20 protein-coding genes, 1 rRNA gene and 1 pseudogene are annotated in these 20,944 nt (G+C 67.9%); 4 read left to right on the top strand and 18 right to left on the bottom strand.

Features of this window, described 5'->3' with window-relative positions; genetic code table 11:
* The first annotated feature begins 26 nt into the window (after positions 1–26).
* Positions 27–644: a TetR/AcrR family transcriptional regulator gene (locus VGP60_RS02435; protein WP_327546161.1), complete on the top strand. Its 618-nt coding sequence runs from the start codon at positions 27–29 to the stop codon at positions 642–644.
* A gap of 74 nt (positions 645–718) precedes the next feature.
* Here the strand turns inward: VGP60_RS02435 and VGP60_RS02430 are convergent, their stop codons facing one another.
* The 6 genes from VGP60_RS02430 to VGP60_RS02405 all read right to left on the bottom strand — a co-directional run bounded on the left by VGP60_RS02430 (position 719) and on the right by VGP60_RS02405 (position 5,960).
* Positions 719–1,729 (bottom strand): NAD(+)/NADH kinase, encoded by a 1,011-nt coding sequence (locus tag VGP60_RS02430; protein WP_327546160.1) that lies wholly within the window; start codon positions 1,727–1,729, stop codon positions 719–721.
* 129 nt (positions 1,730–1,858) lie between these two features.
* Positions 1,859–2,416: a hypothetical protein gene (locus VGP60_RS02425; RefSeq protein WP_327546159.1), complete on the bottom strand. Its 558-nt coding sequence runs from the start codon at positions 2,414–2,416 to the stop codon at positions 1,859–1,861.
* 14 nt (positions 2,417–2,430) lie between these two features.
* Positions 2,431–3,633 (bottom strand): ABC transporter permease, encoded by a 1,203-nt coding sequence (locus VGP60_RS02420; protein WP_327546158.1) that lies wholly within the window; start codon positions 3,631–3,633, stop codon positions 2,431–2,433.
* On the bottom strand, positions 3,630–4,319 hold the full coding sequence (locus VGP60_RS02415; protein WP_327546157.1) for an ABC transporter ATP-binding protein: 690 nt from the start codon (positions 4,317–4,319) through the stop codon (positions 3,630–3,632). Before VGP60_RS02415 ends, VGP60_RS02420 begins: the two co-directional genes overlap by 4 nt.
* Positions 4,316–5,410 (bottom strand): peptidoglycan-binding protein, encoded by a 1,095-nt coding sequence (locus VGP60_RS02410; RefSeq protein ID WP_327546156.1) that lies wholly within the window; start codon positions 5,408–5,410, stop codon positions 4,316–4,318. Before VGP60_RS02410 ends, VGP60_RS02415 begins: the two co-directional genes overlap by 4 nt.
* Positions 5,400–5,960 carry a hypothetical protein gene (locus VGP60_RS02405; RefSeq protein WP_327546155.1) on the bottom strand — a complete coding sequence of 187 codons (561 nt, stop codon included), beginning with the start codon at positions 5,958–5,960 and terminating at the stop codon, positions 5,400–5,402. The genes VGP60_RS02410 and VGP60_RS02405 overlap by 11 nt, the downstream gene beginning before the upstream one ends.
* 101 nt (positions 5,961–6,061) lie before the next feature.
* Between VGP60_RS02405 and VGP60_RS02400 the strand changes: the two genes are divergently transcribed.
* Together VGP60_RS02400 and VGP60_RS02395 are read left to right on the top strand one after the other, a co-directional pair.
* Positions 6,062–6,772, top strand: coding sequence for a response regulator transcription factor (locus VGP60_RS02400; RefSeq protein WP_327546154.1), 711 nt, complete (start codon positions 6,062–6,064; stop codon positions 6,770–6,772).
* Positions 6,762–8,525 (top strand): HAMP domain-containing sensor histidine kinase, encoded by a 1,764-nt coding sequence (locus VGP60_RS02395; protein WP_327546153.1) that lies wholly within the window; start codon positions 6,762–6,764, stop codon positions 8,523–8,525. Before VGP60_RS02400 ends, VGP60_RS02395 begins: the two co-directional genes overlap by 11 nt.
* Here the strand turns inward: VGP60_RS02395 and VGP60_RS02390 are convergent.
* The 9 genes and pseudogenes from VGP60_RS02390 to VGP60_RS02350 form a co-directional block, all read right to left on the bottom strand.
* A complete protein-coding gene (locus VGP60_RS02390) occupies positions 8,515–9,915 on the bottom strand; it encodes a M1 family metallopeptidase (protein ID WP_327546152.1) in 1,401 nt (466 codons plus the stop codon). The genes VGP60_RS02395 and VGP60_RS02390 overlap by 11 nt on opposite strands.
* Before the next feature lie 12 nt (positions 9,916–9,927).
* Positions 9,928–10,338, bottom strand: a complete 411-nt coding sequence (locus tag VGP60_RS02385) for a M1 family aminopeptidase (RefSeq protein WP_327546151.1) — start codon at positions 10,336–10,338, stop codon at positions 9,928–9,930.
* A gap of 300 nt (positions 10,339–10,638) precedes the next feature.
* Positions 10,639–11,280, bottom strand: coding sequence for an ATP-binding protein (locus VGP60_RS02380; protein WP_327546150.1), 642 nt, complete (start codon positions 11,278–11,280; stop codon positions 10,639–10,641).
* Positions 11,281–11,460: 180 nt separating this feature from the next.
* A complete protein-coding gene (locus VGP60_RS02375) occupies positions 11,461–12,855 on the bottom strand; it encodes an alkaline phosphatase family protein (protein WP_327546149.1) in 1,395 nt (464 codons plus the stop codon).
* A 16-nt stretch (positions 12,856–12,871) separates the two neighbouring features.
* Positions 12,872–13,963: a metabolite traffic protein EboE gene (gene eboE / locus VGP60_RS02370; RefSeq protein ID WP_327546148.1), complete on the bottom strand. Its 1,092-nt coding sequence runs from the start codon at positions 13,961–13,963 to the stop codon at positions 12,872–12,874.
* A complete protein-coding gene (locus VGP60_RS02365) occupies positions 13,963–14,634 on the bottom strand; it encodes a hydrolase TatD (protein WP_327546147.1) in 672 nt (223 codons plus the stop codon). Before VGP60_RS02365 ends, eboE begins: the two co-directional genes overlap by 1 nt.
* Positions 14,631–16,078 (bottom strand): annotated as a pseudogene (locus VGP60_RS02360) (EboA domain-containing protein). The gene VGP60_RS02365 and the pseudogene VGP60_RS02360 overlap by 4 nt, the downstream one beginning before the upstream one ends.
* The gene (locus VGP60_RS02355; protein WP_327546146.1) at positions 16,075–16,929 is read right to left on the bottom strand and encodes an SCO3242 family prenyltransferase; all 855 of its coding nucleotides are present in this window, start codon (positions 16,927–16,929) and stop codon (positions 16,075–16,077) included. The pseudogene VGP60_RS02360 and the gene VGP60_RS02355 overlap by 4 nt, the downstream one beginning before the upstream one ends.
* The gene (locus tag VGP60_RS02350) at positions 16,926–18,083 is read right to left on the bottom strand and encodes an inositol-3-phosphate synthase (RefSeq protein ID WP_327546145.1); all 1,158 of its coding nucleotides are present in this window, start codon (positions 18,081–18,083) and stop codon (positions 16,926–16,928) included. Before VGP60_RS02350 ends, VGP60_RS02355 begins: the two co-directional genes overlap by 4 nt.
* Before the next feature lie 168 nt (positions 18,084–18,251).
* Here VGP60_RS02350 and lepB point away from each other — a divergent pair, with 168 nt between their 5' ends.
* Positions 18,252–19,031: a signal peptidase I gene (gene lepB, locus VGP60_RS02345; RefSeq protein ID WP_414640275.1), complete on the top strand. Its 780-nt coding sequence runs from the start codon at positions 18,252–18,254 to the stop codon at positions 19,029–19,031.
* Between the two features lie 21 nt (positions 19,032–19,052).
* On the opposite strand, the gene VGP60_RS02340 is transcribed toward lepB, so the two are convergent.
* The 3 genes from VGP60_RS02340 to rrf form a co-directional block, all read right to left on the bottom strand.
* Entirely contained in the window at positions 19,053–19,709 is a 657-nt protein-coding gene (locus VGP60_RS02340; protein WP_327546144.1) for a hypothetical protein, read from the bottom strand.
* Positions 19,706–20,539 carry an ABC transporter ATP-binding protein gene (locus tag VGP60_RS02335; protein ID WP_327546143.1) on the bottom strand — a complete coding sequence of 278 codons (834 nt, stop codon included), beginning with the start codon at positions 20,537–20,539 and terminating at the stop codon, positions 19,706–19,708. Before VGP60_RS02335 ends, VGP60_RS02340 begins: the two co-directional genes overlap by 4 nt.
* A 274-nt stretch (positions 20,540–20,813) precedes the next feature.
* Positions 20,814–20,930, bottom strand: a 5S ribosomal RNA gene (rrf, locus tag VGP60_RS02330).
* Positions 20,931–20,944 lie beyond the last annotated feature (14 nt).

The raw sequence follows: 20,944 nt of genomic DNA, 5'->3' as shown, positions 1-20,944 counted from the left end.
GTCCATTCGCGCGTACCGTGGACGGTATGTCATCGTCCACCGCCGTCAAGCCCTTAACCAGCCGGGGCGAGGTGACCAGGCAGCGGATCATCGAGGCCGCGGCCGGCCTGATCTTCGACCAGGGCATCACCACGACCACCCTGGACCAGGTGCGCGAAGCGACCCGGACCAGCAAATCGCAGCTCTACCACTACTTCGCGGACAAGTCCGACCTCGTCCGGGCCGTGATCGCGTTCCAGACCGACCGGCTGCTCGACTCGCAGCGTCCGCTGCTCGACAACCTGGACAGCTGGGAGAACCTGCGCGACTGGGCCGACCGGATGGTGCAGCTCGGGCAGCAACGCAATTGCCGGCACGGCTGCCCGATCGGCTCACTCGCCCGCCAGATCGTCGACCACGACGAAACCGCACGGCTCGACATCGTCCGCGCCTTCGACCGGTGGGAGCGCTACCTGTTGGACGGCTTCACCGAACTGCGGGCCCGCGGCGAACTGATACCCGGCGCCGACCCGGCCGACATCACCACCGCGTTCATGTCCGCCATGCAGGGCGGCCTGCTCCTGTCCCAGGCCCGGCGCGACCCCAAGCCGTTCACGCTCGCCATGGACGCGGCCGTCCACTACGCCGAATCCTTCCGCCCCTGACCCGGGAAAAGTGTCGACACATTCCCCCAGGGCTAGCGAGAAATCGCCATCTGTCGACAGATGGCGGCCCAGGGCTAGCGGGGTTCGCCGGTGTGGTTGGTGTCGGCGATGGCGGCGGGCGCGTCGCTGAGGCCGAACCGCTGCCGCAGGCGCGAGTAGAAGTTCGCCGGGCGCAGCCTGACCAGCCGGATCAGCCACTCCGCCGCGAGCACGCTCACCCAGTCCCCCGGGTCGAGCACGCCGCGCAGCTGACCGTCCACACTGACCGCGACCTGCCCCGACCCCTCCAGCACCCGGACGGCCACCGTCTCGTCCGGCGCGACGACGACGCTGCGGTTGAACACCATGTGCGGCGCGACCGGGGTGAACACGATCCCCCGCATCCGTGGTGAGAGCACCGGCCCGCCGGCGGCGAAGTTGTACGCCGTCGACCCGGTCGGGCTCGCGACGATCAGCGCGTCGGCCGAGTAGGACGCGAACAGCTCGCCGTTGATATAGACCCCGAGACTGGCCTGCCGATCCCGGGCGAGCTTCTCGAACACGACGTCGTTCACCGCGGTGACGTCGAGCTGCACCCCGGCGGACGATCCGACCCCGGAATAGGGCCTGAGCTGCGGCGGAGGCAACAGCGGACCGCGGCTGTAGCAGAGCAGCGCGCCCATCCCGCCGGGAATCTCCAGCGGCCGGGACGCCTCCATGGTGAGCACCTGCCGCTCCTCGATAACGGCTTCACCGGCCTCGAACGCGCTCAGCGACTCCGCGATCTCCGACGGCTCGATCTCGGTGAGGAACCCGACGCGCCCGGAGTTGACCCCGAGTACCGGCACCCCGTCGACGGCGGCCACCCGGGCGCCGCGCAGGAACGTCCCGTCGCCGCCGATGGTCACCACGAGGTCCGGATGACCCGTCGAGCTGACCTCGTCCTTCGCGTGCCGCCGGATGCCGGGGTCACCGTCGGTCTTCCAGACGTCGACGTCGCGGACGTCGATCCCGCGCTCGCCCGACCAGCGGCGGACGACCTCCGCGGCAGCGACCGCGGCGGGCCGACCTTGGTGTACAACAAGCCCGATCCGTCGGCAGGACATCCGGTTCTCCCTTTTCGTGCGTCCCCTGACGCTACTCAGGAGACCCCGTGACCGCTTCGTCGACCTCCTCGCCCTCGGCGACCTCTTCCTCCGGCGCAACCGTTTCCGTTTCGAAGCTCAACCGGACGGTCATTTGTCGCTCGGCCCCATGACCTTGACCTCGCATCGCTGCTCGATCGCCGGAGCGTCGGCGGGCTGCTTGCCATCCCCGAAGTGCCACGGCGACTCGGCGTCATCCGGTGTCTCGACGACGTCCATCCCCTGGTCGGTCATGCATTTCACCCAGTTGTGGACGTTGTCCCGGTACGCCGGGTTCTCGCGGTCCTCGCCCCAGGGCAGCAGCGGCAGCTTGCCGATACACGCGTTCCTCGCGTCCTGGTGCGCCGCGCTCCACTCCTCCGCGGCCTTGATCGACGAGTTGGGCTGCTCGTCCATGTCCGCGCCGTTCTTCTTCATGCAGGCGAGCCACGGCTCGATCAGCCGCATGGACTCCTCTTTCGTCTCGTCCACCCGGTGCCGCGGCCGCTCGTCCTCCGGCGTGGCCGTCGGCGAACCGGATGAACTGGGCGAACTCGGCGAACTGGCGCTGGGCGTGGCGAGCGACGCCACCTCCGGCGCCTTCTGCTCAGCGGTGCCGCACCCGGCGAGCAGCGCCAGCAGCACCCCGCCACAGACGAAATACCTCATCGTTTTCCCCCTTGTCATGTCGATGCAAGCGCTTGCGTAGGCGTCAGCCGCGCGGCCCGGATCGACGGATGGATCCCGGCCACCACGCCGACGACCACCGCCCCGAGCACCCCGCCGACCACGGCGAGTGGCGGAATCACCGGCGGCCAGCCCTGGTACGTCGCGTAGCCGAGCGTCACCACCACCCCGAGCACGGTCCCCGCGAGCCCGCCGAGCCCGGACAACGCGACCGCCTCGGTGAGGAACTGGCTCCGGATCTGCCCGCGGGTCGCGCCCAAAGCCCGTCGCAGCCCGATTTCGCGACGCCGTTCGAGCACCGAGATGAACATCGTGTTGGCCACCCCGACCCCGCCGACGAGCAGCGCGACCCCGGCCAAACCCAGGAACAGCGCGGAAAAATTGCTCTCCGACGCGCGTTTCGCGGCGAGCGCGTCGGACGGGCGGCTCACCTGGACCAGTCCCGGAAGCTGCGCGTAGAGCGTGTCGGGCAACACCGCGCGCACGTCCTCGATCGCGTTTTCCCTCGCCTTCACGTACATCACCGTCGGATGCCCGTCGAAGCCGAGCTGACTCTTCGCCGCGCCCCAGCCGACCATCACCGCCCGCTCGACGTCGGGCGCCAGCGGCATCGGGTCCAGGATCCCGATCACGCTGAACCAGTGGTTCGCGATGTACACCTGCGGTGCCTGCTGCCCGGGAACGAGCTGGTTGATCCCGAGCCGGGTCGCGGCCACGTAACCGAGAACCGCGGTCGGGAAGTCCTGTGTGGACGGATCGAGGAACTTTCCGGAGTGGACCTTCCCGTTGATCGCGTCGAGCAATCCCAGGCTGCTGGCCAACACGGTCAGCCCGGACCCGTCGTTCGGATCGGTCCGGTCGGACCGGCGGACGACCGTGTGCGTGTTGGCCACCATCGCCGCCCCGGTCACCGGCCCGATCCGCTCGACGCTGCCGAGCGAGCTCTCCGGCAACAACACCGGCGGCGTCTGGTTCGGCGCGGGTTCCGCGCGCAACATGTTGGTACCCAACGCCGAAAGCTCTTCGAGTAGCGCTGCCTGGCTCGACGCCGGGATGCCGGTCACGATGATCATCGTCGCGATACCGATCGAAATCCCCAGCGCCGAAAGCGCCGCGCGCAGTTTACGGGTGCTGATGCCCAGCATGCCGAGCCGCAGGATGTCGGTCAGGGCCAGCCGGACGGGCTGTGTGTCCGTCATACCGGGCTCCCCGCGTGGGTGTCGGAAACGACGCGCCCGTCCCGGAATTCGACCTGCCGCGGCAGTTGCGCCGCGATGTCGCGGTCGTGGGTGATGATCGCGATCGTCGTGCCCTCACCATTCAAAGCCATCAGCAGGTCAAGAACCGCCTGCCCGTTGGCGGTGTCCAGCGCGCCGGTCGGCTCGTCGGCCAGCACCAGCGCGGGGTCGTTGACCACGGCCCGCGCGATGGCCACCCGCTGCCGCTCGCCACCGGAAAGCTGGTGCGGCAGATGGTCGACACGGTGCGAAAGCCCCACGCGGTCCAACGCCTCCAGCGCCAGCGGACGGCGTTGTTTGCGGGGCACCCCGGCATACAGCAACCCGGTCGCGACGTTTTCGGTCGCGCTGAGCCCGTCGGTGAGGTGGAACTGCTGGAACACGAAGCCCAGCCAGCGCCCGCGCAACGCCGAAAGCCGCCGGTCGGACAGCTGGGTGACGTCCTGTCCGCCGATCTCCACGACGCCGTGGCTCGGCAGGTCCAGCGTGCCGATGATGTTCAGCAGCGTGGATTTGCCCGACCCCGACGGCCCGACGATCGCGAGCAGCTCGCCCGCGTGGACAGCCAGCGAAACGTCGTCCAAAGCGGCCACGTCACCGGGGTAGATCTTGCTCACCCCGTGCAGGGCCAGGACCGGAGTCGTCACGACGTCGTCACCACTTGCATCCCCGCCGCGAGCCCGTCGCCGGTGATCTCGACCAGTTCGCGGGAGAACATCCCCGTCTGCACCGCTTTCAGCTGGCCTCCGGGCAGCTGCACGGCGTATCCGCCCTCCCGCAACGCCACGAGCGCGCCGACCGGCACCGCGAGCACCCCGGGATGCGTCTGCGTGGTGACCTGGACCTGCACCGACGCGGAATCGAGGTCGGCGACGGCCTGTTCGTCGTCAGGGGTGACCAGGATGTCGACCTTCGGCGGCCCCTGCGTGCCCAGTCCGCCGGTGGGATCCTTCGCACCGTTCACCGTGGTGCTGATCGCGGTCACCTTCGCCGGGATCTCCTTGTTGTCGGGCCGCACGATCGTCACCGCGGCCCCGGTTTTGATCGAGCCGACCTCGGTGGCGTCCACCGGTACCGTGACGACCTTGTCCGTCGGGGTGACCGTCATCAGCGGCGCGGCGACGGAATCGCCCAGCAGCACCGAAACCGCGTTCACCCGCACCGCGCCCGGAAGCACCACGACCTGGCCGACGTCGAGCGTGCCCGTGTCGTCGAGCCCGGCTTTCTTCTGCCACCGCTTGAGCGCGTCGGACACCGCCGCGGTGAACTTCGCCTTCTCGGGATCCTTGGCGCGGGTCCCGGATTTGTAACCCAGCGCGGCGAGGTTGTCCGCGACCATCGCGACATCGGTGCCCTGCAGATCCGGGTTGTCGAGCTTGCGGAACAACGGAGTGTCCCCGAAGAAGACCGGGACTTCCTTGCCGTTGACCGAATACAGCGATTCGCCGCGCTGGGCGATATCCCCGGTCTTGGGCAGTTTGGTGACCACGCCTTCACCGGCGCCTTTGAGTGTTTGCGGGGTGCCGAAACCAAGCGTGCCGGAGAACGACTGGGTGTCGGTGAGGTCGGTCTTCTCGATCGCGACCGTCCTCACCGCGGCCGGTGGGCTCGCGGCGGCCTGGGTGGCCTTGCCGTGGCTGATCACCACGAACGCGCCCACCGCGATGGCGGCCACGACCGCTACCGACAGGACCACGACGACGGCCTTCTTGCGACCTGCGGAGTCCTCACTTTCCACTGAAGGCCTCCATCTTGCAGTCCAGCTCGATCTTGCGGCTCGCGGTAGCGGACATCTTGGGCTGCGCGGTGTACGTCCAGCCGCTGCCGGGCGGGTCGGTGGCCTTGACGGGCACGCCTTTCTGGTTCAGGCAGGTGATCCAGTCCCGGTAGTCGTCGAGGAACCGCGGGTTCTTGCCGGCGTCCATTTCGGGCGGCTGCAGCGGGAGCTTTCCCTTGCAGGCCACCGTGGCCGCTTTCCCCGCAGGACTGTTGTCGTTCTGGTCGGGACTGTCCCCGCGAGCCGCGATCACCTTGTGCCCGTGCTCCTTCAGACAGCTGTTGTAGCCAGCCCACGCCTGCTTGATCTCCTCGTCGGTGTCGTCCAGCCGCAACTGCGGCCGCTGTGATTCGTCCACTGTGGACGACGTCGGCGCAGGGGCCGAAGCACTCGGTAAGGAGGCCACCTGGGGCTGGCCGGCGGGCTGGCCGCCGCAAGCACTCAGCACCGCGATGGAAGCGAACAGCACAGCGCCCCAGCGAAGGCCGGCGCTGTCGAGGAAGAAGGTCATGACGGCCACTATCACCAAGGATTGTCAGGAAGCGGTCAGGAGCCGGTAGTACTCCCATGACGGCCGGGCCGAGACCGCCGCGCCGACCTATGATCAGCGGCATGTGCGCGCATATCGTGGTGGCCGAAGACGACGAAAAACAGGCCGAACTCGTACGCCGGTATCTCGAGCGCGAGCAGCATTCGGTCATCGTCGTCTCCGACGGGCGGGCCGCGCTCGACGAAGTCCGCCGGACGCCGCCGGACCTGCTCGTGCTCGACATCATGCTGCCCAAAGTGGACGGTCTGGACGTCTGCCGCATCCTGCGCCAGGAAACCGATCTGCCGGTGCTGATGCTGACGGCACGCTCCACAGAGGACGATCTCCTGCTGGGTCTCGACCTCGGCGCGGACGACTACGTGACCAAGCCGTACAGCCCGCGCGAGCTCATGGCCCGCGTCCGCACCCTGCTGCGCCGCACCCGTGTGGCGGCCACCCCGCCCGATCCGCTGCTGCGCGTCGGCACGCTCACCCTCGATCCGGTACGCCACGAGGTGACCGTCGACGGTAAGCCGATCGAGTGCACTCCCGGCGAGTTCCGGCTGCTCGAGGTGATGGCCGCGCATCCCGATCGGGTGTTCACCCGCGGCCAGTTGCTCGAGCACCTGCACGGGTTCGACCGGTACATCACCACCCGCGCCATCGACGTCCACGTGATGAACCTGCGCAAGAAGATCGAGACCCGGCCGCGCAAACCCGCCCGGCTGATGACCGTCTACGGCGTCGGCTACAAGCTCACCGCGGGCGAGGAAAGGCAGAACGGTGCATCGTAGTCTGCTGGTCAGGCTGCTGGCGGTGTCCGCGCTCGTAGCCGTGTGCGCGATCGCGGCCACCGCGTGGCTCGCGGCGCGGACGACGTCCGGCGCGATCCAGCAGGAACAGGGCCAGGCGCTCGCCGACGACAGCAAGATCTACCAGGGCCTGCTCGGATACGCCTCGAAGCACCAGAACTGGGCCGACGTCGGCCCGCTCGTCGACACCTACTCGCAGATCACCGGTCGCCGGGTCGTGCTGACCACCCCGGAGCGCGCGCCGATCGCCGACTCGGCGAAGAGCCCCGGCCCGCTGCCGATCGAGGCGTCGGCGACGGTCGATCCGCTGTCCGTGGACTCCAGCCTGGTCGCGGACTCCGCGGCCGACCGCATCGATCCCCAGGCCGTCGGCCCGTTCGACCTGTCCCAAGCCGAACGGGACGATCTCCAGGCCCTCGCCACGCGGGTGCTGAAATGCGTCCAAGACCGGGCCGGTTTCGGGAACATCGTCACCTCGCCCAGCGGCCATCCCACGGTCGTCAGCCCCGACCCGTACGTCGACAACACGTGCAAGGCGCGGGTGCTCTCCCAGCCGACCAAAACCGAACAGGTGGCGCTGAACCAGCTCAACCAGCTGGTCAACGACTGTCTCGCCCGCAGCGGCCAAACCGCCATAGCCGTACAGCTGGACCTCAGCTGGTTCACGAAGGAGCCGGCCGGCCCGGACACCGACCGGCTGGTCCAGGGCTGCATCACCTCGGCCCGCCACGAGCAGCTGACGCCGTTCGTCGCGCCGCCCGCGCTGCTGTTCATCACCAACCCGAGCGGTGTCCCGCCCAGCGCGTTCGACCTGTCGTCGCAGAACTGGTCGCGGATCGCGGGAGTGGCCGGCGGGGTTCTGCTGCTCACCATCGTGGTGACCGTGCTCGCGGGCTCGCGGCTGATCCGGCCGCTGCGCGCGCTGACCGGCGCGGCCCAGCGAATGGGTGAGGGCGACATCGGCGCGCGGGTCGTGGTGAAGAGCAAGGACGAGATCGGGAAGCTCGCGGCGGCGTTCAACGCGATGTCCGAAAGCCGTGAACGCCTTGAGGGCACCCGGAAAGCGATGGTCAGCGACATCGCCCACGAGCTACGGACGCCGCTGAGCAACATCCGCGGCTGGCTCGAAGCCACCCAGGACGGCGTCAGCAAACTCGACCAGACGCTCGTGTCGTCCCTGCTGGAGGAGGCCCTGCACCTCCAGCACATCATCGACGACCTGCAGGACTTGGCGATGGCCGACGCCGGAACGCTGCGCCTGCACCAGGAGGCGATCAGCGCGTCGGACATCCTGCACCAGGTCGCCACCGCGCACAGCCCGCGTGCCGCCGCCGCGAACGTCGAACTCGTCGTGCACTCCAGCCCGGAGCTGGACCTGTCGGCCGATCCGGTGCGCCTGCGGCAGGCCGTCGACAACCTGGTGTCCAACGCCATCCGGCACACCCCGGGCGGCGGCACCGTCACCGTCCAGGACCGCCGCGAAGGTGACGACGTCGTGTTCGAGGTCATCGATACCGGGGTCGGCATCGACGAGGAGGACCTGCCGTACGTGTTCGACCGCTTCTGGCGGGCGGACAAATCGCGTAACCGGCAGTCCGGGGGCAGCGGTCTCGGCCTCGCCATCGTCCGCAAACTCGCGGAAGGCCACGGCGGGACCGTGACCGCCACCAGCGTCCCCGGCCAGGGCTCGACGTTCATCCTGCGCCTCCCCGCCGAAAGTGCCGCTACGGCTTGAGCGTGCCGGGATAAAGGTATTGCTCGGCCGGGATCGTGGTGCCGTGCGCCCAGGCCTGGAAGAACCCGGTCAGGTTCTGGCCTGATCGCTGACCCGCGAACGTCTCGAAGTCGGGCCAGGAGGCGTTGCCGTACTGGTGCTGTTTCGTCCAGCCCTGAAGGATTCCGAAGAACTTGTCGTCCCCGACGGTCCGCCGCAGCGCGTGCAGCATGAGCGCGCCACGGTCGTAGATGGCGGGAGGGAGCGGCTGGTCCTTGCCCGGGTCGTACAGCGTGACGTCCCAGAACGGCGCTGTGTCCTTGTTTTCCGCGACGATAGCGCGATAGCTCTCGTCCAGGTTCGCGCCGAACTTGTACTCGTCCCACAGTTGCCCGGCGTACTGCGCGAAGCATTCCGCGAGACAGCCGTCGCGCCAGTCGGAGAACGAGACGCTGTCGCCGAACCATTGGTGCGTCAGCTCGTGCACGGCCGAGACGTCGAAGAACGCGCCTTGGTAGGTCGGCCGGGTCTGGGTTTCCAGCGCGCCGATCACGTTCGCGTCCGAGGAGCTCACGACGATGGATCCCGTGGAGGAGAACGGATACTTGCCGTACTTCGAGGACAGGAAGCCGAGGATCTCGGGCAGTTGCCCTTCGGAATCCGGGATGATCGAGGTGCCTTGGCCGTAGGCGTTGACGACCGGCGTGCCGTCGGCGAGTTTCGTGGTGTGCACGGTGAACTTGTCGATGGCCATGGTGCTCGCGTACGAAACCATCGGCCGGTCTTCGTTCCAGCGGAACGTCTTCTGCCCGTTTCGCTCGGTCGTCGGTCCCGGCAGGCCGTTGCCGATGACCGTCCAGCCGTCGGGCACGGTCGCCGTCAGGTGGAAGGTCGCCTTGTCCGACGGGTGATCGTTGAGCGGGTACCAGGCCGTCGCGGAGTGTGGCTCGCCGGTGACGCTCACCCCGCCGCCGGTGAGCTTGTGCCAGCTCGGTCCCACCGGTTTGCCGTGGTAGACGACCCGGACGTCGAGCTTCGATCCTTTGTGGACCCGGTTCTTGGGCGTGATCACCAGCTCATGCGCTCCCGCCCGGCTGAAAGCCTTGGCGGGCACACCGTTCACCGTGACACTGGCGATCTCGAACCCTTCGAGATCGAGGTTGAACCGGTCCAGGTCCTGGGTCGCGATCGCGTTCACCGTGGTGTCCCCGGCCAGGAACTCGGGCTTGGCCGGGTCGAAGCCGACCTTCACGTCGTAGTTCGACACCTGGTAGCCGCCATTCCCGTCCTGCGGGAAATAGGGATCACCCAAGCCATCCGACCCCGCCGAAAAACCGGCCGACGCCGGAGCCGCGTTCAGGGCGATGCCGGTACTGACGACCACCGCCGTGGTGACGAGTTTTTTCCACATGGACAACACTTTCTATGAGCTGGGATAGAGGAATTCGTCGGCGGGCACCTTGTCGCTGTGCGCCCAGGCCTGGAAGAACGCGGACAGATTCCGCCCGGATTCGTGCGCCACAAGCTTCTCGAAGTCAAGCCAAGAAGCGTTTCCGTACTGGTTCTGCCGCAGGAAGTCCTTGAGCGTCCGGAAGAAGACGTCGTCACCGACTGTGCGCCGCAACGCGTGCAGCATCAGCGGGCCGACCGTGTACGAGCCGCCGTAGAACGCATCACCGGGCTCGGCGAGCGGGTACTTCCAGAACTCCGGGTCGCCTTTCCGCTCCGCGACGATCTTGCGGTAGTCGGCGTCGAGGTCGTGGCCTTCTTTGGCTTCGTTCCACAGCCATTCCGCATAGGTCGCGAAACAAAAAATCAGGTTTCGCCGGATCATAATCCAGCTTCACCTCATAATGCGAAACCCGATATCCCCCATTCCCGTCCTGCGGAAACGCCGGATCCCCGATCCCGTCACTCCCCACCCCCGCCGACGCACTCGCCGCCCCGCCACAAACAACGCCGAATACCGTCACCAGCACCAAGATTCTTTTCCACACGCCAGTAGCATCGCGGAACTTTATTCGAATCCTGTCAGCAACCGGTCAGCTTCGAGTGTTCGCAATCCACGCGCACCCGAGTGCGGTCTGTGCACACCCGAGTGCGATCCACGCGCACCCGGACGCGATCCACGGCGTCAGGGAGTCCTCGCCTGGCGAAGCACCGCCCAGACCACCTTCCCGCCTTCCGACGTCGGCATACATCCCCACGCCCGCGCGAAATAGGCCACCAGGTTCAGTCCGCGTGCCTGGAAGCAGTCGCCGAGCACCGCGGGCGCCGGATCGCCGTCGGACACCGCGACGGTCAGCACGCTGCGGTGGAGTTCGAGTCGCAGCAATGGCGCCGAATGGGTGTGCACCACGGAGTTCTCCACCAGTTCAGTGGTGACGGCAGCCGCGTCCGCGGTGGCTTCATGGCCAATCCCCCAGGATGTACACGTCTGGGTGACGAACCGGCTCGCCCTGCGCGGGCTGCGACTGTCCCAAGCCAGCGGCAACGTGACCCGCTGCCGCGGCTTCACGGGCATCAGCGAACGTTTCGCCGACCGCAGGTCCGGGTGCACCGGCACGTATCGCGCGACCCTGCTCTCCGCCAGCAACGCACGATTCGTCGGTTTCCCGGCGACCAGCAGGATCGGCACTCCCGGCCATTTCGTGGTGCGTGCCCAGGCGACGGAAAACGCAAGCAGCGACACCGGTGACCGGACTGCCAGTGTGTCGACGTCGACGATCACCGCCGCGGGCATCGCCGTGGCGCATTCGAGTACGACGTCGCGCAAATGGCCGTAGGTAACGGCGTTCAAAGGCCCCGACGGCCGCACCAGGGTACAACCGTCCGCGTCGGTCTCGAAATCGATGCGCAGCGCATCGCCGGAGGTGCCGCTGCTGCGTGCGATGGGATTCTCCAGTCGTCGCCGGTGCGTACCTGGCCCATCAGGATACAACGGCGACGGCGGTATTCAGCCCCTTCCGGAAAAGCCCTGCAATCGGAGTAACAGGTCGGCGACCTCGACCGCCCGGATTTTCCCAGTACTGTCAACACCTTCCGACGGGCGCGGATCCGAGCACAACAGGACCGGACCGTCTGCGGGCGAATCCGGCAGCCGGCCGTGGGATCCCTTGACCCAGTGGGCGTCCAGCGGGACCACACCCATCGTGTAGCGCAGCCCGAGCTTCTTGCGCGCGAGCGTCAGCCCGGCCTTGGCCTTCACCAGCGGGTCGGCCGGGTTGAAGAACAGCTCGGCGGGGTCGTAGCCGGGCTTGCGATGAATTTCGACACCGCGGGCGAAATCCGGCGCGCGTTCGTCGTCGAGCCAGTAGTAGTAGGTGAACCACGAATCAGGCTCCGCGACCACCACCAACTCCCCCGCGCGCGGATGGTCGATGCCGTAGCGTGCCTGCGCGGCGCGGTCGAGCACCTCGTCGACGCCGGGCTGCGCGGCCAAGATGTCTCGCACCTTCTCGAGATCCGCGTCGTCGGCGACGTACACATGCGCGACCTGATGGTCCGCGACGGCGAACGCCCGCGACGCCCACGGGTCGAGGTACTCCATGCCCGCCTGCGTGTAGACCTCGAGCAGCCCTTCGGTACGCAGGACACGGTTGATGTCGACCGACCGCGAAACGTTGGTGATGCCGTATTCACTCAGCGCCACCACGGTCGCGCCCGCGGCTTCGGCATCATCCAGCAGCGGCGCGATTTCGGCGTCGACGAGCTTCGCGGCCTCGACGGCCTGAGGTGAGTCCGGCCCGAACCGCTGGAGGTCGTAGTCCAGGTGCGGCACGTAAACCAGCAGTAGGTCCGGCTTCTCGGTTTTCAGCACCCGGCGGGCGGCACCGATGATCCAGCGGCTGGACTCGATCGTCGCGGTCGGCCCCCAGTACTGGAACAGCGGGAACGTGCCGAGTTCGGCGGTGAGCTCGTCGCGCAGGGACGGCGGCCGGGTGTAGCAGTCCGGCGATTTGCGGCCGTCGGCGTGATACACCGGACGCGGGGTGACCAGAAGATCCGTCGACGCCCCCATCGCGTACCACCAGCACACGTTCGCGGCCCGGTAGCCCGGCTGCGCCGAACGCGCGGACTCCCACAGCTTTTCCCCGTGGACGAGCTTGTTGTGCTGGCGCCACAAGTGGATCTCACCCAGCTCGCGGAAATACCAGCCGTTGCCGACGATGCCGTGTTCGGCCGGCGTCAGCCCGGTGAGCAGCGTCGACTGCACGCTGCACGTCACCGCGGGCAGCACCGTGCCCAGTTCCGCCTGCCAGCCGCGCTGGGCCAGTTTGGCGAGATTCGGCATATGCGCGAGCAGCCGCGGGGTCATCCCCACGACGTCCAGCACCACGAGTGGTTTCATGCGACAACCATCCTAGCTATCGGAGTTCCTTTGCGGCCCAACGCAGTTCGGCCGCGATGCCGTGCACGAGGTCCTGCCGGTGACGTTCCGGCAGGACCTCCCAGGTGTAGGTTTCCACTTCGATCAACGCCCCGGCCGGTACCGCGGCGACCGACTGGCGGATCACCTCGGTCGTCGACGTCAGCGGGAGCTGCGGTTCCGCGTGCAGCGGCACATGGAAGTGCACCCGCCACGGGCCCTCAGCGGGCAAGTCGTCGAGCCCGTCCGGCAGATCGTCCGCCGCCAGTACCTTGCCGGACGCCGTGAGCTCCCGGACCTGGTGCAGGTAACGGGGTTCGACGAACTCGGCGAGCAGTCGCCGGGACTCCCGCTCAGCGGGTTGTTCGACGTGCAACGCCGCCGAAGCCTGGATCTTGACCACCGACAACCCGGCGTCATAGATCGACGCCACGGTCTCCGCCGGTTCGGCGAACGACACCGCGAGATGGCAGGTATCCAGGCACAGCCCGATGAATTCGGGATCGACGCGCGGCGCGAGCCAGCTGACGGCGTCGGCGACGGTGTCGAGGATGCAGCCCGGTTCCGGTTCCACCGCGAGCCGGATCGGCTTGCCCAATCGGCTGGACGTCTGACGCAGAATCTCGGTGATCGCGTTCATGGCCGCGCCCGCGGCCTCGTCGTCTTCACCGGTCCACGGCTCCCGCCAGCCCAGCGGCAACGTGGAAATGCTGCCGCTGTCGGCGTTTTCCGCCAGCAACCCGGCGAGCACCGTGACACAACCGGCGGTGTAGTCCAGTCTCGCCTGGTCCGTCCATCGTGGACGGTAGACCGAATGCTTGACGACCTCGGCGTGGAAACCGCCGTACGGGAAAGCGTTGAGGGTCAGCACATCCAGCTCACGCGCGTCCAGCTCACGGCGCAACTTCGTCAGCTCGGCGGGATCCGCGGCCAGTGCCGCGACGACGTCGGCCGCGAGCCACAAGCCGAGTCCGAGCCGGTCGAAACCCGCCGCTTCCCGCACCGGAGCCGCGTGGGTGTCCAGCTGCCGGAGCACTCCCGCGAGGTCTTCGGCCGGATGGACGTTCGTGCAGTAACAGAGGCCGCCCATCAGTCGTTGCCCCCGCCCCGGAGAACCGAGTTACCCGCGAAGACGTCCGTGCTCGCGGTGAATCCGGGCAGTTCGTCCAGGACGAGCCTGCCGCTCTGGCCGTAGAACTCGACCGGGTTCCGCCACAGCACGGTGTCCACATCGGACTCACTGAACCCGGTTTCGAGCATCGCGACACCGACGTGGTGTGTCTTCAGCGGATCGGACCGGCCCCAGTCCGCGGCCGAGTTGACCAGCACCCGGCTGGTTCCGTACTCACGCAGCAGCGCGACCATCCGGTGTTCGTCCATTTTGGTGTCCGGGTAGATCGAAAAGCCCATCCAGCGCCCGGAATCGGTGACAAGCCCGACCGTGGGTTCGTTGAGGTGGTCCACCACCACGAGCGCGGGATACCTCGGCAGCACGTCAAGCACCTCGACGCACCGGGGATCGTTGGCCTCTTTGGGATTCAACGCGATCGTGCAGTGGTGGCGGATACCGAACATGGCCGCCCGGAACCGCTCCCAGCCGATGAGACTGTCGAAGTAGTCGGTGAACGCCACCACCCCGGTGCGCGGCTGCCCCAGCCAGAACGCCGGTTCGACCAGCGCGCGGACGCCGACCCGGTACATGTTCTCGTAGTCGTCGGTGGTGCGGGAGGTCATGTGGATATGCGGATCGAAGATTCTCATGATCGCTCCTCCAGCAAGGTCAGGACGTCGGGCCCGAGCTCACGACCGGCCGCACGGCGTTCGTCGGCGTAGTCGGCGACCATGCGCCGCAACTCGGCGTCGACCCGGAGGTCGAGGTCCACGACAGCGAGCAGTGGCACGCCGACGAACAGGCATTTCAGCACGCCGTGCCGCCACTGGTGCTGGTCCAGATGCTCGGCCGCGAACGCGCCGAGCGCGGCCGCAACCAAGCGGATGTCGTTGGTACGCAGGCCGTCCGCGACCAGTTCCAGCCCCAAAGGCACCGTGGATTCGGGCAGTCTCGGCAGGCCACGCAACACGCCACGGCGTTCCGCGTCGTCGCCGTAGCGGTACAGGTCGATGACCTCAGCGTCAATCGTCTCCGCCGGGAGAACCTCGGCGAGGAGACCGAGCAACCGGGCCCGCACCTGGTCGTCGACGGTGCCGTAGACGAGTCCTTCCGGGTCCTTGTCGGGATACCGCGGCCCGCGGCCGACCTTGCGGCCCACCTCGGGAAAGAGCGTGTGGATGGCGGCCGGGTCGGCCCGGATCCGGATTTCGGCGTCGGCGAGCCAGGCGTCCGCGAGCCAGGAGTCGTTCACCGAGCGCCCACCGGCATCGCGGCATGCAACGCTTCGATGGCCCGCCGGGCGACGTCCGGTGCCGCGTGACTGTGCCGCGGCAGTTCGACCGCGGCGACGCCGGTGTACCCGACCTCCGCCAGCGCGGCCAGCGTCCCCGCCAGGTCGACGTCACCTTCGCCGAATTCGAGATGCTCGTGGACCCCGGGCAGCATGTCGTCCAGTTGCACGTTGACCAGCAGGTCACCGGCGAGCCGCACACAGGCCGCGGCGTCGACGGGCTCGACAGCGACACAGTGCCCGATGTCGAGCGTGATGCCGAAGGCGTCGGGCTCGCCGAGTTCGCGGCGGAGAGTAAGCGCTTGCTGCAGATGCTGCACGAGCATGCCCGGCTCGGGTTCCATGCCCAGCCGGATGTCCCGCCGCTGCGCTTCCTCCAGCACCGGTTTCAGGTGCTCGGTCATCCGGCGCCAGGCGAGCTGATCGTCCACATCGGACGCTTTCACCCCGGACCAGAACGAAACGCAGTCGGCGCCGAGCGACTCCGCGATCCGGATCGCGCGCACGAGAAAGTCGATCCTCGCGCCGGCGTCGGCCGAGACCAGCGTCGGATGGTGTTTGTGCCGCGGGTCCAGCAGATACCGCGCGCCCGTCTCGATCACCGAGCGCAGACCCAGCTCGGAAAGCAGCCCCGCCACCCGATCCGTTTCGGTGACGACGTTGTCACCGAACGGATCCAGGTGCTGGTGGTCGAGGGTGAGCGCCACCGAGGTGTACCCGAGCTCCGCGATCAGCCGCAGCGCGTCGTCGAGGCGGTGGTTGGAAAATCCGTTGGTGCCATAACCGAGCCGGAACGACGTCATGTCGGGCTGTTCCTCCTCGAAAGCCGGCGAGCGAGCGGCAGCGCACACGCGACGAGCACCGCGCCGAGCACGGAACCCCGCCTGGCAGCCAATCCCGCCTGCAGCGGGACCATGCCGTGTATACCCGCCACCGTCGCTTTGCGCACTGATGCCGCCGACGGGTCCCGGCTCGCCGCGAGCTGTGCGCTCCCCACGAAACCGCCATACCCGAGCGCGAACGCCGTCGCCGCGAGCCGGTGCAAAGGTGCGCTCATCCGGCCGCTACCAGCGACAACCGCCGAGGACACGGTTCCCGCCAACGCCAAGCGCGCGCTGGCCGGCGAACCGCCATGGACCTCGCCGCGCGAAACCGCGGTCACGCCGAAGGTATGGCCCGCGAGCACCGCAGCCGGGGTCAGCGCCGACTTCCACCGTCCGGCGCCCGCCCCGAGCGTGACGTCGAGCGCGCGGCACAACGCCATCGCGGCCGGACCGGCCGGGGTGGACTTCAATTTGACGTCGTAGGCCCAGATCGCCGCGGTGAGCGGCACCGCCACGCGCAAAGCGTCACGGCCACCGGCGAACGCGGCGAGACAAAGACCGGACAAGCTGAGCGCGCCGGCCGCCGCAAGCGCTTGCTCCGAAGAAATCCGCCCGGACGGGATGGGCCGCTCCGGACGTTCGACCGCGTCGAGTTCGCGGTCCGCCCAGTCGTTGAGCGCCATGCCCGACCAGTAGAGCGCGACGGAAGACAACGGCAGCGCGAGTCGCTTACCCCGCAACGGCTTGCCCGCCGCGGCCGCGCCGGCGACCGTGTCACCGAGGACGGTGAGCGCCGCGGGCGCCCGCACCAGCTGCAACCAGGCCTTCATGCGGCGGTCGCCCGGACCCACTCGGTCAGCTCGCGCGCCTGTTCGGCGAGCCGGTGTTCGTCACTGCCGAGCGGATCCTTGAAGAAGAACCCCAACGCCCCCAACGGGCCTGCCTGCCCGGCGACTTGCGCACCCGCGGTGAGACGGGCGAGGTCGAGCACCAGCGGTGCGGCCAGCGCGGAGTCGTAGCCGTCCCAGCTGAACTGCAGGCTCATCCGGGCACCCAAGAACCCTTCGAACGACACGTAATCCCAAGCGACCTTGCGTTCACCGAGGTCAGGCACATTGTCGATATGCAGCGGGGCCGTGACGTCCGGGCCGAGCAGCGCGGCGAGCCCACGCGCCTTCGACTCGAGCTTGCCCTCCGCCTTGGTGGGATTGGCGAGGTTCGCGCCGTCGCCACCGCCGAGCAGGTTCGTGCCCGACCACGAGTGGACCCGCAGGCCCCGCGCGCTGAACATCGGCGCCAGCACACTGCGCAGCAACGTTTCCCCGGTCTTGCCGTCGCGGCCGGCGTACGGCACGCCGACGCTGCGCGCGAGGTCGGTGAGCACCGGAAGCAGGAGACCGGGCGACGGCGTGAAGTCGACGAAAGCGCAGCCGGCGGTGAACGCGGCATAGGCGGCGAGCGAACTCGGTGTCAGCACACAACGTTCGGGATCGGCCAATGCGCGCTTCAACGCGTCGAGGTCTTCGTGCTCCGGAAGTGGCGGGACCGGCGGCTCGGTGGACGACACGTTCACCACGACGACCCGCGCCAAGTTGTTGAGGCGCTTGAACTCCAGCAGATCTTCGACCAGCCGCGCGGCCGCGGCCGCCTGCGCTCCGGGATGCGAGGACGGGTGATAACCAGGGCGGATGGCGTCGTCGACCCGGCGGAGTTCGTCGCCGATCATGGCGAGGATCCGGCGCGGGATGACCCCGGCCTCGGCCAGTTCGTCCGCCCGCTTCTCCAACGGCGTCGACGAGATGTCGTGTCCGCCGACGACAAGCTGGTCCCAGCCGGGGAAGACCGCCGGGTCCAACTCGAGCTGCTCGCTCACACACCCGGTGGCCGGCGCGAGACCCGCCCGCAACGCGGCCAGGCCGCAGACGGCCGTCGTGGCGACGGACCCTCTCGCGCCGATCAGCCACAGCCCGGTCAACTCAGCCATGCGAACACCCCTTAGCACCATCGCTTAGGCACGCGAAAGATCGTCCCGCTGCGCATACTGCCAAAAATTCACCGGTTCGTGCTAGGCCGTTCGTGTGGTGTGACGCTCTGCCACGACAGCGGTTTCCGACGACACCGCGGCCTTATTTCCCCTGGCTACACTCACGAAGTGGACGAACCCGCGAACGCGCGCGACGAAAAAGGACACTCGGACGACCCGGTGACAGAGGCGGTCCAAGGGGACGAATCGCCTGGCAGGCGCCGTAAGCCGAAGAAGAAGTCGTCCTTCTGGCGCGAGCTGCCGATCCTGATCGGGGTCGCGCTGGTGCTCTCGATCTTGCTTCAGGTTTTCGTCGCCCGCGTGTACGTCATCCCGTCGGCGTCGATGGAAACAACTTTGCACGGCTGCACCGGATGTACCGGTGACCGGATACTCGTGGACAAGGTCAGTTACGACTTCGTCGACCCCTCGCCGGGCGACGTGGTGGTGTTCCATCGCCCGGCCAGCTGGGGCAACACGGAGTTCCAGGCGGCCGAGTCGGGCAACTTCGTCGCGACGGGTCTGCGCAAGCTCGGGGCGCTGGTCGGGATGGCCGAGCCGAGTGAGGACGACTTCGTCAAGCGGATCATCGCCGTCGGCGGTCAGACCGTGCAGTGCTGCGACTCCCAGAACCGGGTGATCGTGGACGGCAAGCCGCTCGACGAGCCGTACGTCTACTGGCGGCCGGACATGGCGCCGACGCAGGAGCCGTTCGAGCCGGTCACGGTGCCGCCGGGTTACCTCTGGGTGATGGGCGACAACCGCAACAACTCCTGCGACTCACGCTGCCAGGGCGGTGGTGGCCAGAACGGACTGGTGCCGGTGGGCAACGTCGTCGGAAAGGCGCAGGTCATCGTGCTTCCGCCGGGACGCTGGGGCGGTATCACCGATTTCGACCCGCAGCACTGAGTCGATCTTTAGTGGGCGCGGTCAGTCCCGCCGGGTCGTGACGAACTGGGTGGCGATCGCGCTGACGACGAGCAGCGCGATCCCCATCGCGGTGTAACCCGCGGCCGGCGCGACCAGGTCCGCCGCGCGCTGGACGTTCGCCATCTTCTGGAACAGGACGTGGACCGGCGGCAGGCCGGGGACCAGCAGGACCGCGGCGACAAGCCCGATCGCGACGACGAGCGCATACCCCTGGCGCCGGATCACCAGCCGTGAGCAGATCAGGCCGATCGCGATCCCGGCACACGCACAGGTGAGATGCGCTTCGACGCCGAGGAGCAGGTCGTCGGCGGTGAGCACGTGCGAGCCGACCAGCAGAGGGAAGACCAGGCCGAACGCCGTCAGCACGAGACTGCTGGCGAACGCGACGGCGATGGACGCGAGCAGCACGTTGTGCGACCGGCCCGCGTTGACGACGGTGATCGCGCGGTGCACGGGGTCGTCGACGCTGATCAGTGCGATGGTCAGCCAGGTCGAGCAGAGCAGGAGGATCGCGCCGCACAACGCGTAGGTAGGGGCGAGCGGGCCGGAGTCGTTGCTGGATACGACGGCAACGGCGCCCATGAACAACAGGACGGGGGCGAGGTAGCGCTGCGCGTGCAGCATGGTGGAGAGCGTGTAGCGGAAGAGCGCGATCACCGAGCGCCTCCCCGTTGGGGCGCAACGCTTTTGACCGACCAGCCTTGGTTCAGCGCGGCCATGAGCAGCGCGTCGGAATCGGCCTGCGTCACTCTGATGGCGACATTCTCGCCGTTCTCTGCCGCGGTGATCACGCCGTCGATCGCGGACCATTCCGTTTCGACCGCGTTCGCACGCTTGGCGAGCACGATTTCCACAGCGGCTCCGATTTCGGCCGTTTCACTCGCGGTGACTCGACCTTCGCTGATGCCGTAGATCCGTGAAGCGTGTGTCCTGGTGACCTGTTCACGATGGTCGGTGAAAACCACGGCTCCCCCGGCGCCGGCCACCTCGCCGATGATCTCCGCGAGGACTCCGTGCGCCGAAGCGTCCAGCCCCGACCACGGCTCGTCGAGCACCAGCAGTCTCGGCTGAATCAAAAGTGCCTGGGCCAACGCGACTTTTTGCGCATTTCCCTTCGACAACGTGCGCAACGGAGTACCGACCCCGCCCACCAACGCGAGCCGTTCGAGCAGCTGCGCCGCCTTACTCTCCGCGTCACGAGTGCTGAGACCGCGGATCCGGCCCATATGCCCGAGGTACGCCATCGCCGACAGCCGCTCGTTCGGCGGAAACCGGTCCGGCACATATCCGACAACCGCCGGCCGCCCCGACACCGTCCCGCTCGTCGGCCGCGACAACCCGACCAGCATCCGCAACAACGTCGACTTCCCCGACCCGTTACCGCCGACCACCGCCGCGACTTCACCCGCGGACACCTCAAGACTCACGTCCCTCAGCACCCACCGGCCAAACCCGTACCGCTTACTCACCGCTTCGACCCGCGTCACTTCACCCCCACCCAGTCCCCGCCAGGCTACCCACCCCGTCCCCAGCCTGCCCTCACCCGCGCACACCCCGCACTCACCCGTGCACAGACTGCACTCGAGCCGATCCGGGGTAAGCGCAGTCTGTGCACGGGTAAGTGCACTCCCTGACCGCGTGAACGCGATCTGCGCACGGATACGAGCATTCCAGGGCGAAAGGTTGTGGGCGCAGAAAAGCCCGGAACCCCGGGAGAACCATGCAGGTCCTCAACCGGGGTTCCGGGTCTCTTTAAATTGTGTCCGGCGGTGTCCTACTCTCCCACAATCCTTCGACTGCAGTACCATCGGCGCTACCAGGCTTAGCTTCCGGGTTCGGAATGGGACCGGGCGTTTCCCTGGCGCTATAACCACCGTAACTCTACGAAACAA

It is taken from the genome of Amycolatopsis sp. (genome assembly GCF_036008905.1).
In the GTDB taxonomy this organism is placed as follows: Bacteria; Actinomycetota; Actinomycetes; order Mycobacteriales; family Pseudonocardiaceae; genus Amycolatopsis.
Note: the sequence above shows the minus strand (reverse complement) of the source record. Positions and strands in the feature narration are given on the sequence as shown.

Coding starts and splice junctions, on each gene's coding strand:
- VGP60_RS02435 (WP_327546161.1), top strand. CDS start 27: ATGTCATCGTCCACCGCCGTCAAGCCCTTAACCAGCCGGGGCGAGGTG.
- VGP60_RS02430 (WP_327546160.1), bottom strand. CDS start 1,729: ATGTCCTGCCGACGGATCGGGCTTGTTGTACACCAAGGTCGGCCCGCC.
- VGP60_RS02425 (WP_327546159.1), bottom strand. CDS start 2,416: ATGAGGTATTTCGTCTGTGGCGGGGTGCTGCTGGCGCTGCTCGCCGGG.
- VGP60_RS02420 (WP_327546158.1), bottom strand. CDS start 3,633: ATGACGGACACACAGCCCGTCCGGCTGGCCCTGACCGACATCCTGCGG.
- VGP60_RS02405 (WP_327546155.1), bottom strand. CDS start 5,960: ATGACCTTCTTCCTCGACAGCGCCGGCCTTCGCTGGGGCGCTGTGCTG.
- VGP60_RS02400 (WP_327546154.1), top strand. CDS start 6,062: ATGTGCGCGCATATCGTGGTGGCCGAAGACGACGAAAAACAGGCCGAA.
- VGP60_RS02390 (WP_327546152.1), bottom strand. CDS start 9,915: ATGTGGAAAAAACTCGTCACCACGGCGGTGGTCGTCAGTACCGGCATC.
- VGP60_RS02385 (WP_327546151.1), bottom strand. CDS start 10,338: ATGATCCGGCGAAACCTGATTTTTTGTTTCGCGACCTATGCGGAATGG.
- VGP60_RS02375 (WP_327546149.1), bottom strand. CDS start 12,855: ATGAAACCACTCGTGGTGCTGGACGTCGTGGGGATGACCCCGCGGCTG.
- eboE (WP_327546148.1), bottom strand. CDS start 13,963: ATGGGCGGCCTCTGTTACTGCACGAACGTCCATCCGGCCGAAGACCTC.
- VGP60_RS02365 (WP_327546147.1), bottom strand. CDS start 14,634: ATGAGAATCTTCGATCCGCATATCCACATGACCTCCCGCACCACCGAC.
- VGP60_RS02355 (WP_327546146.1), bottom strand. CDS start 16,929: ATGAAGGCCTGGTTGCAGCTGGTGCGGGCGCCCGCGGCGCTCACCGTC.
- VGP60_RS02350 (WP_327546145.1), bottom strand. CDS start 18,083: ATGGCTGAGTTGACCGGGCTGTGGCTGATCGGCGCGAGAGGGTCCGTC.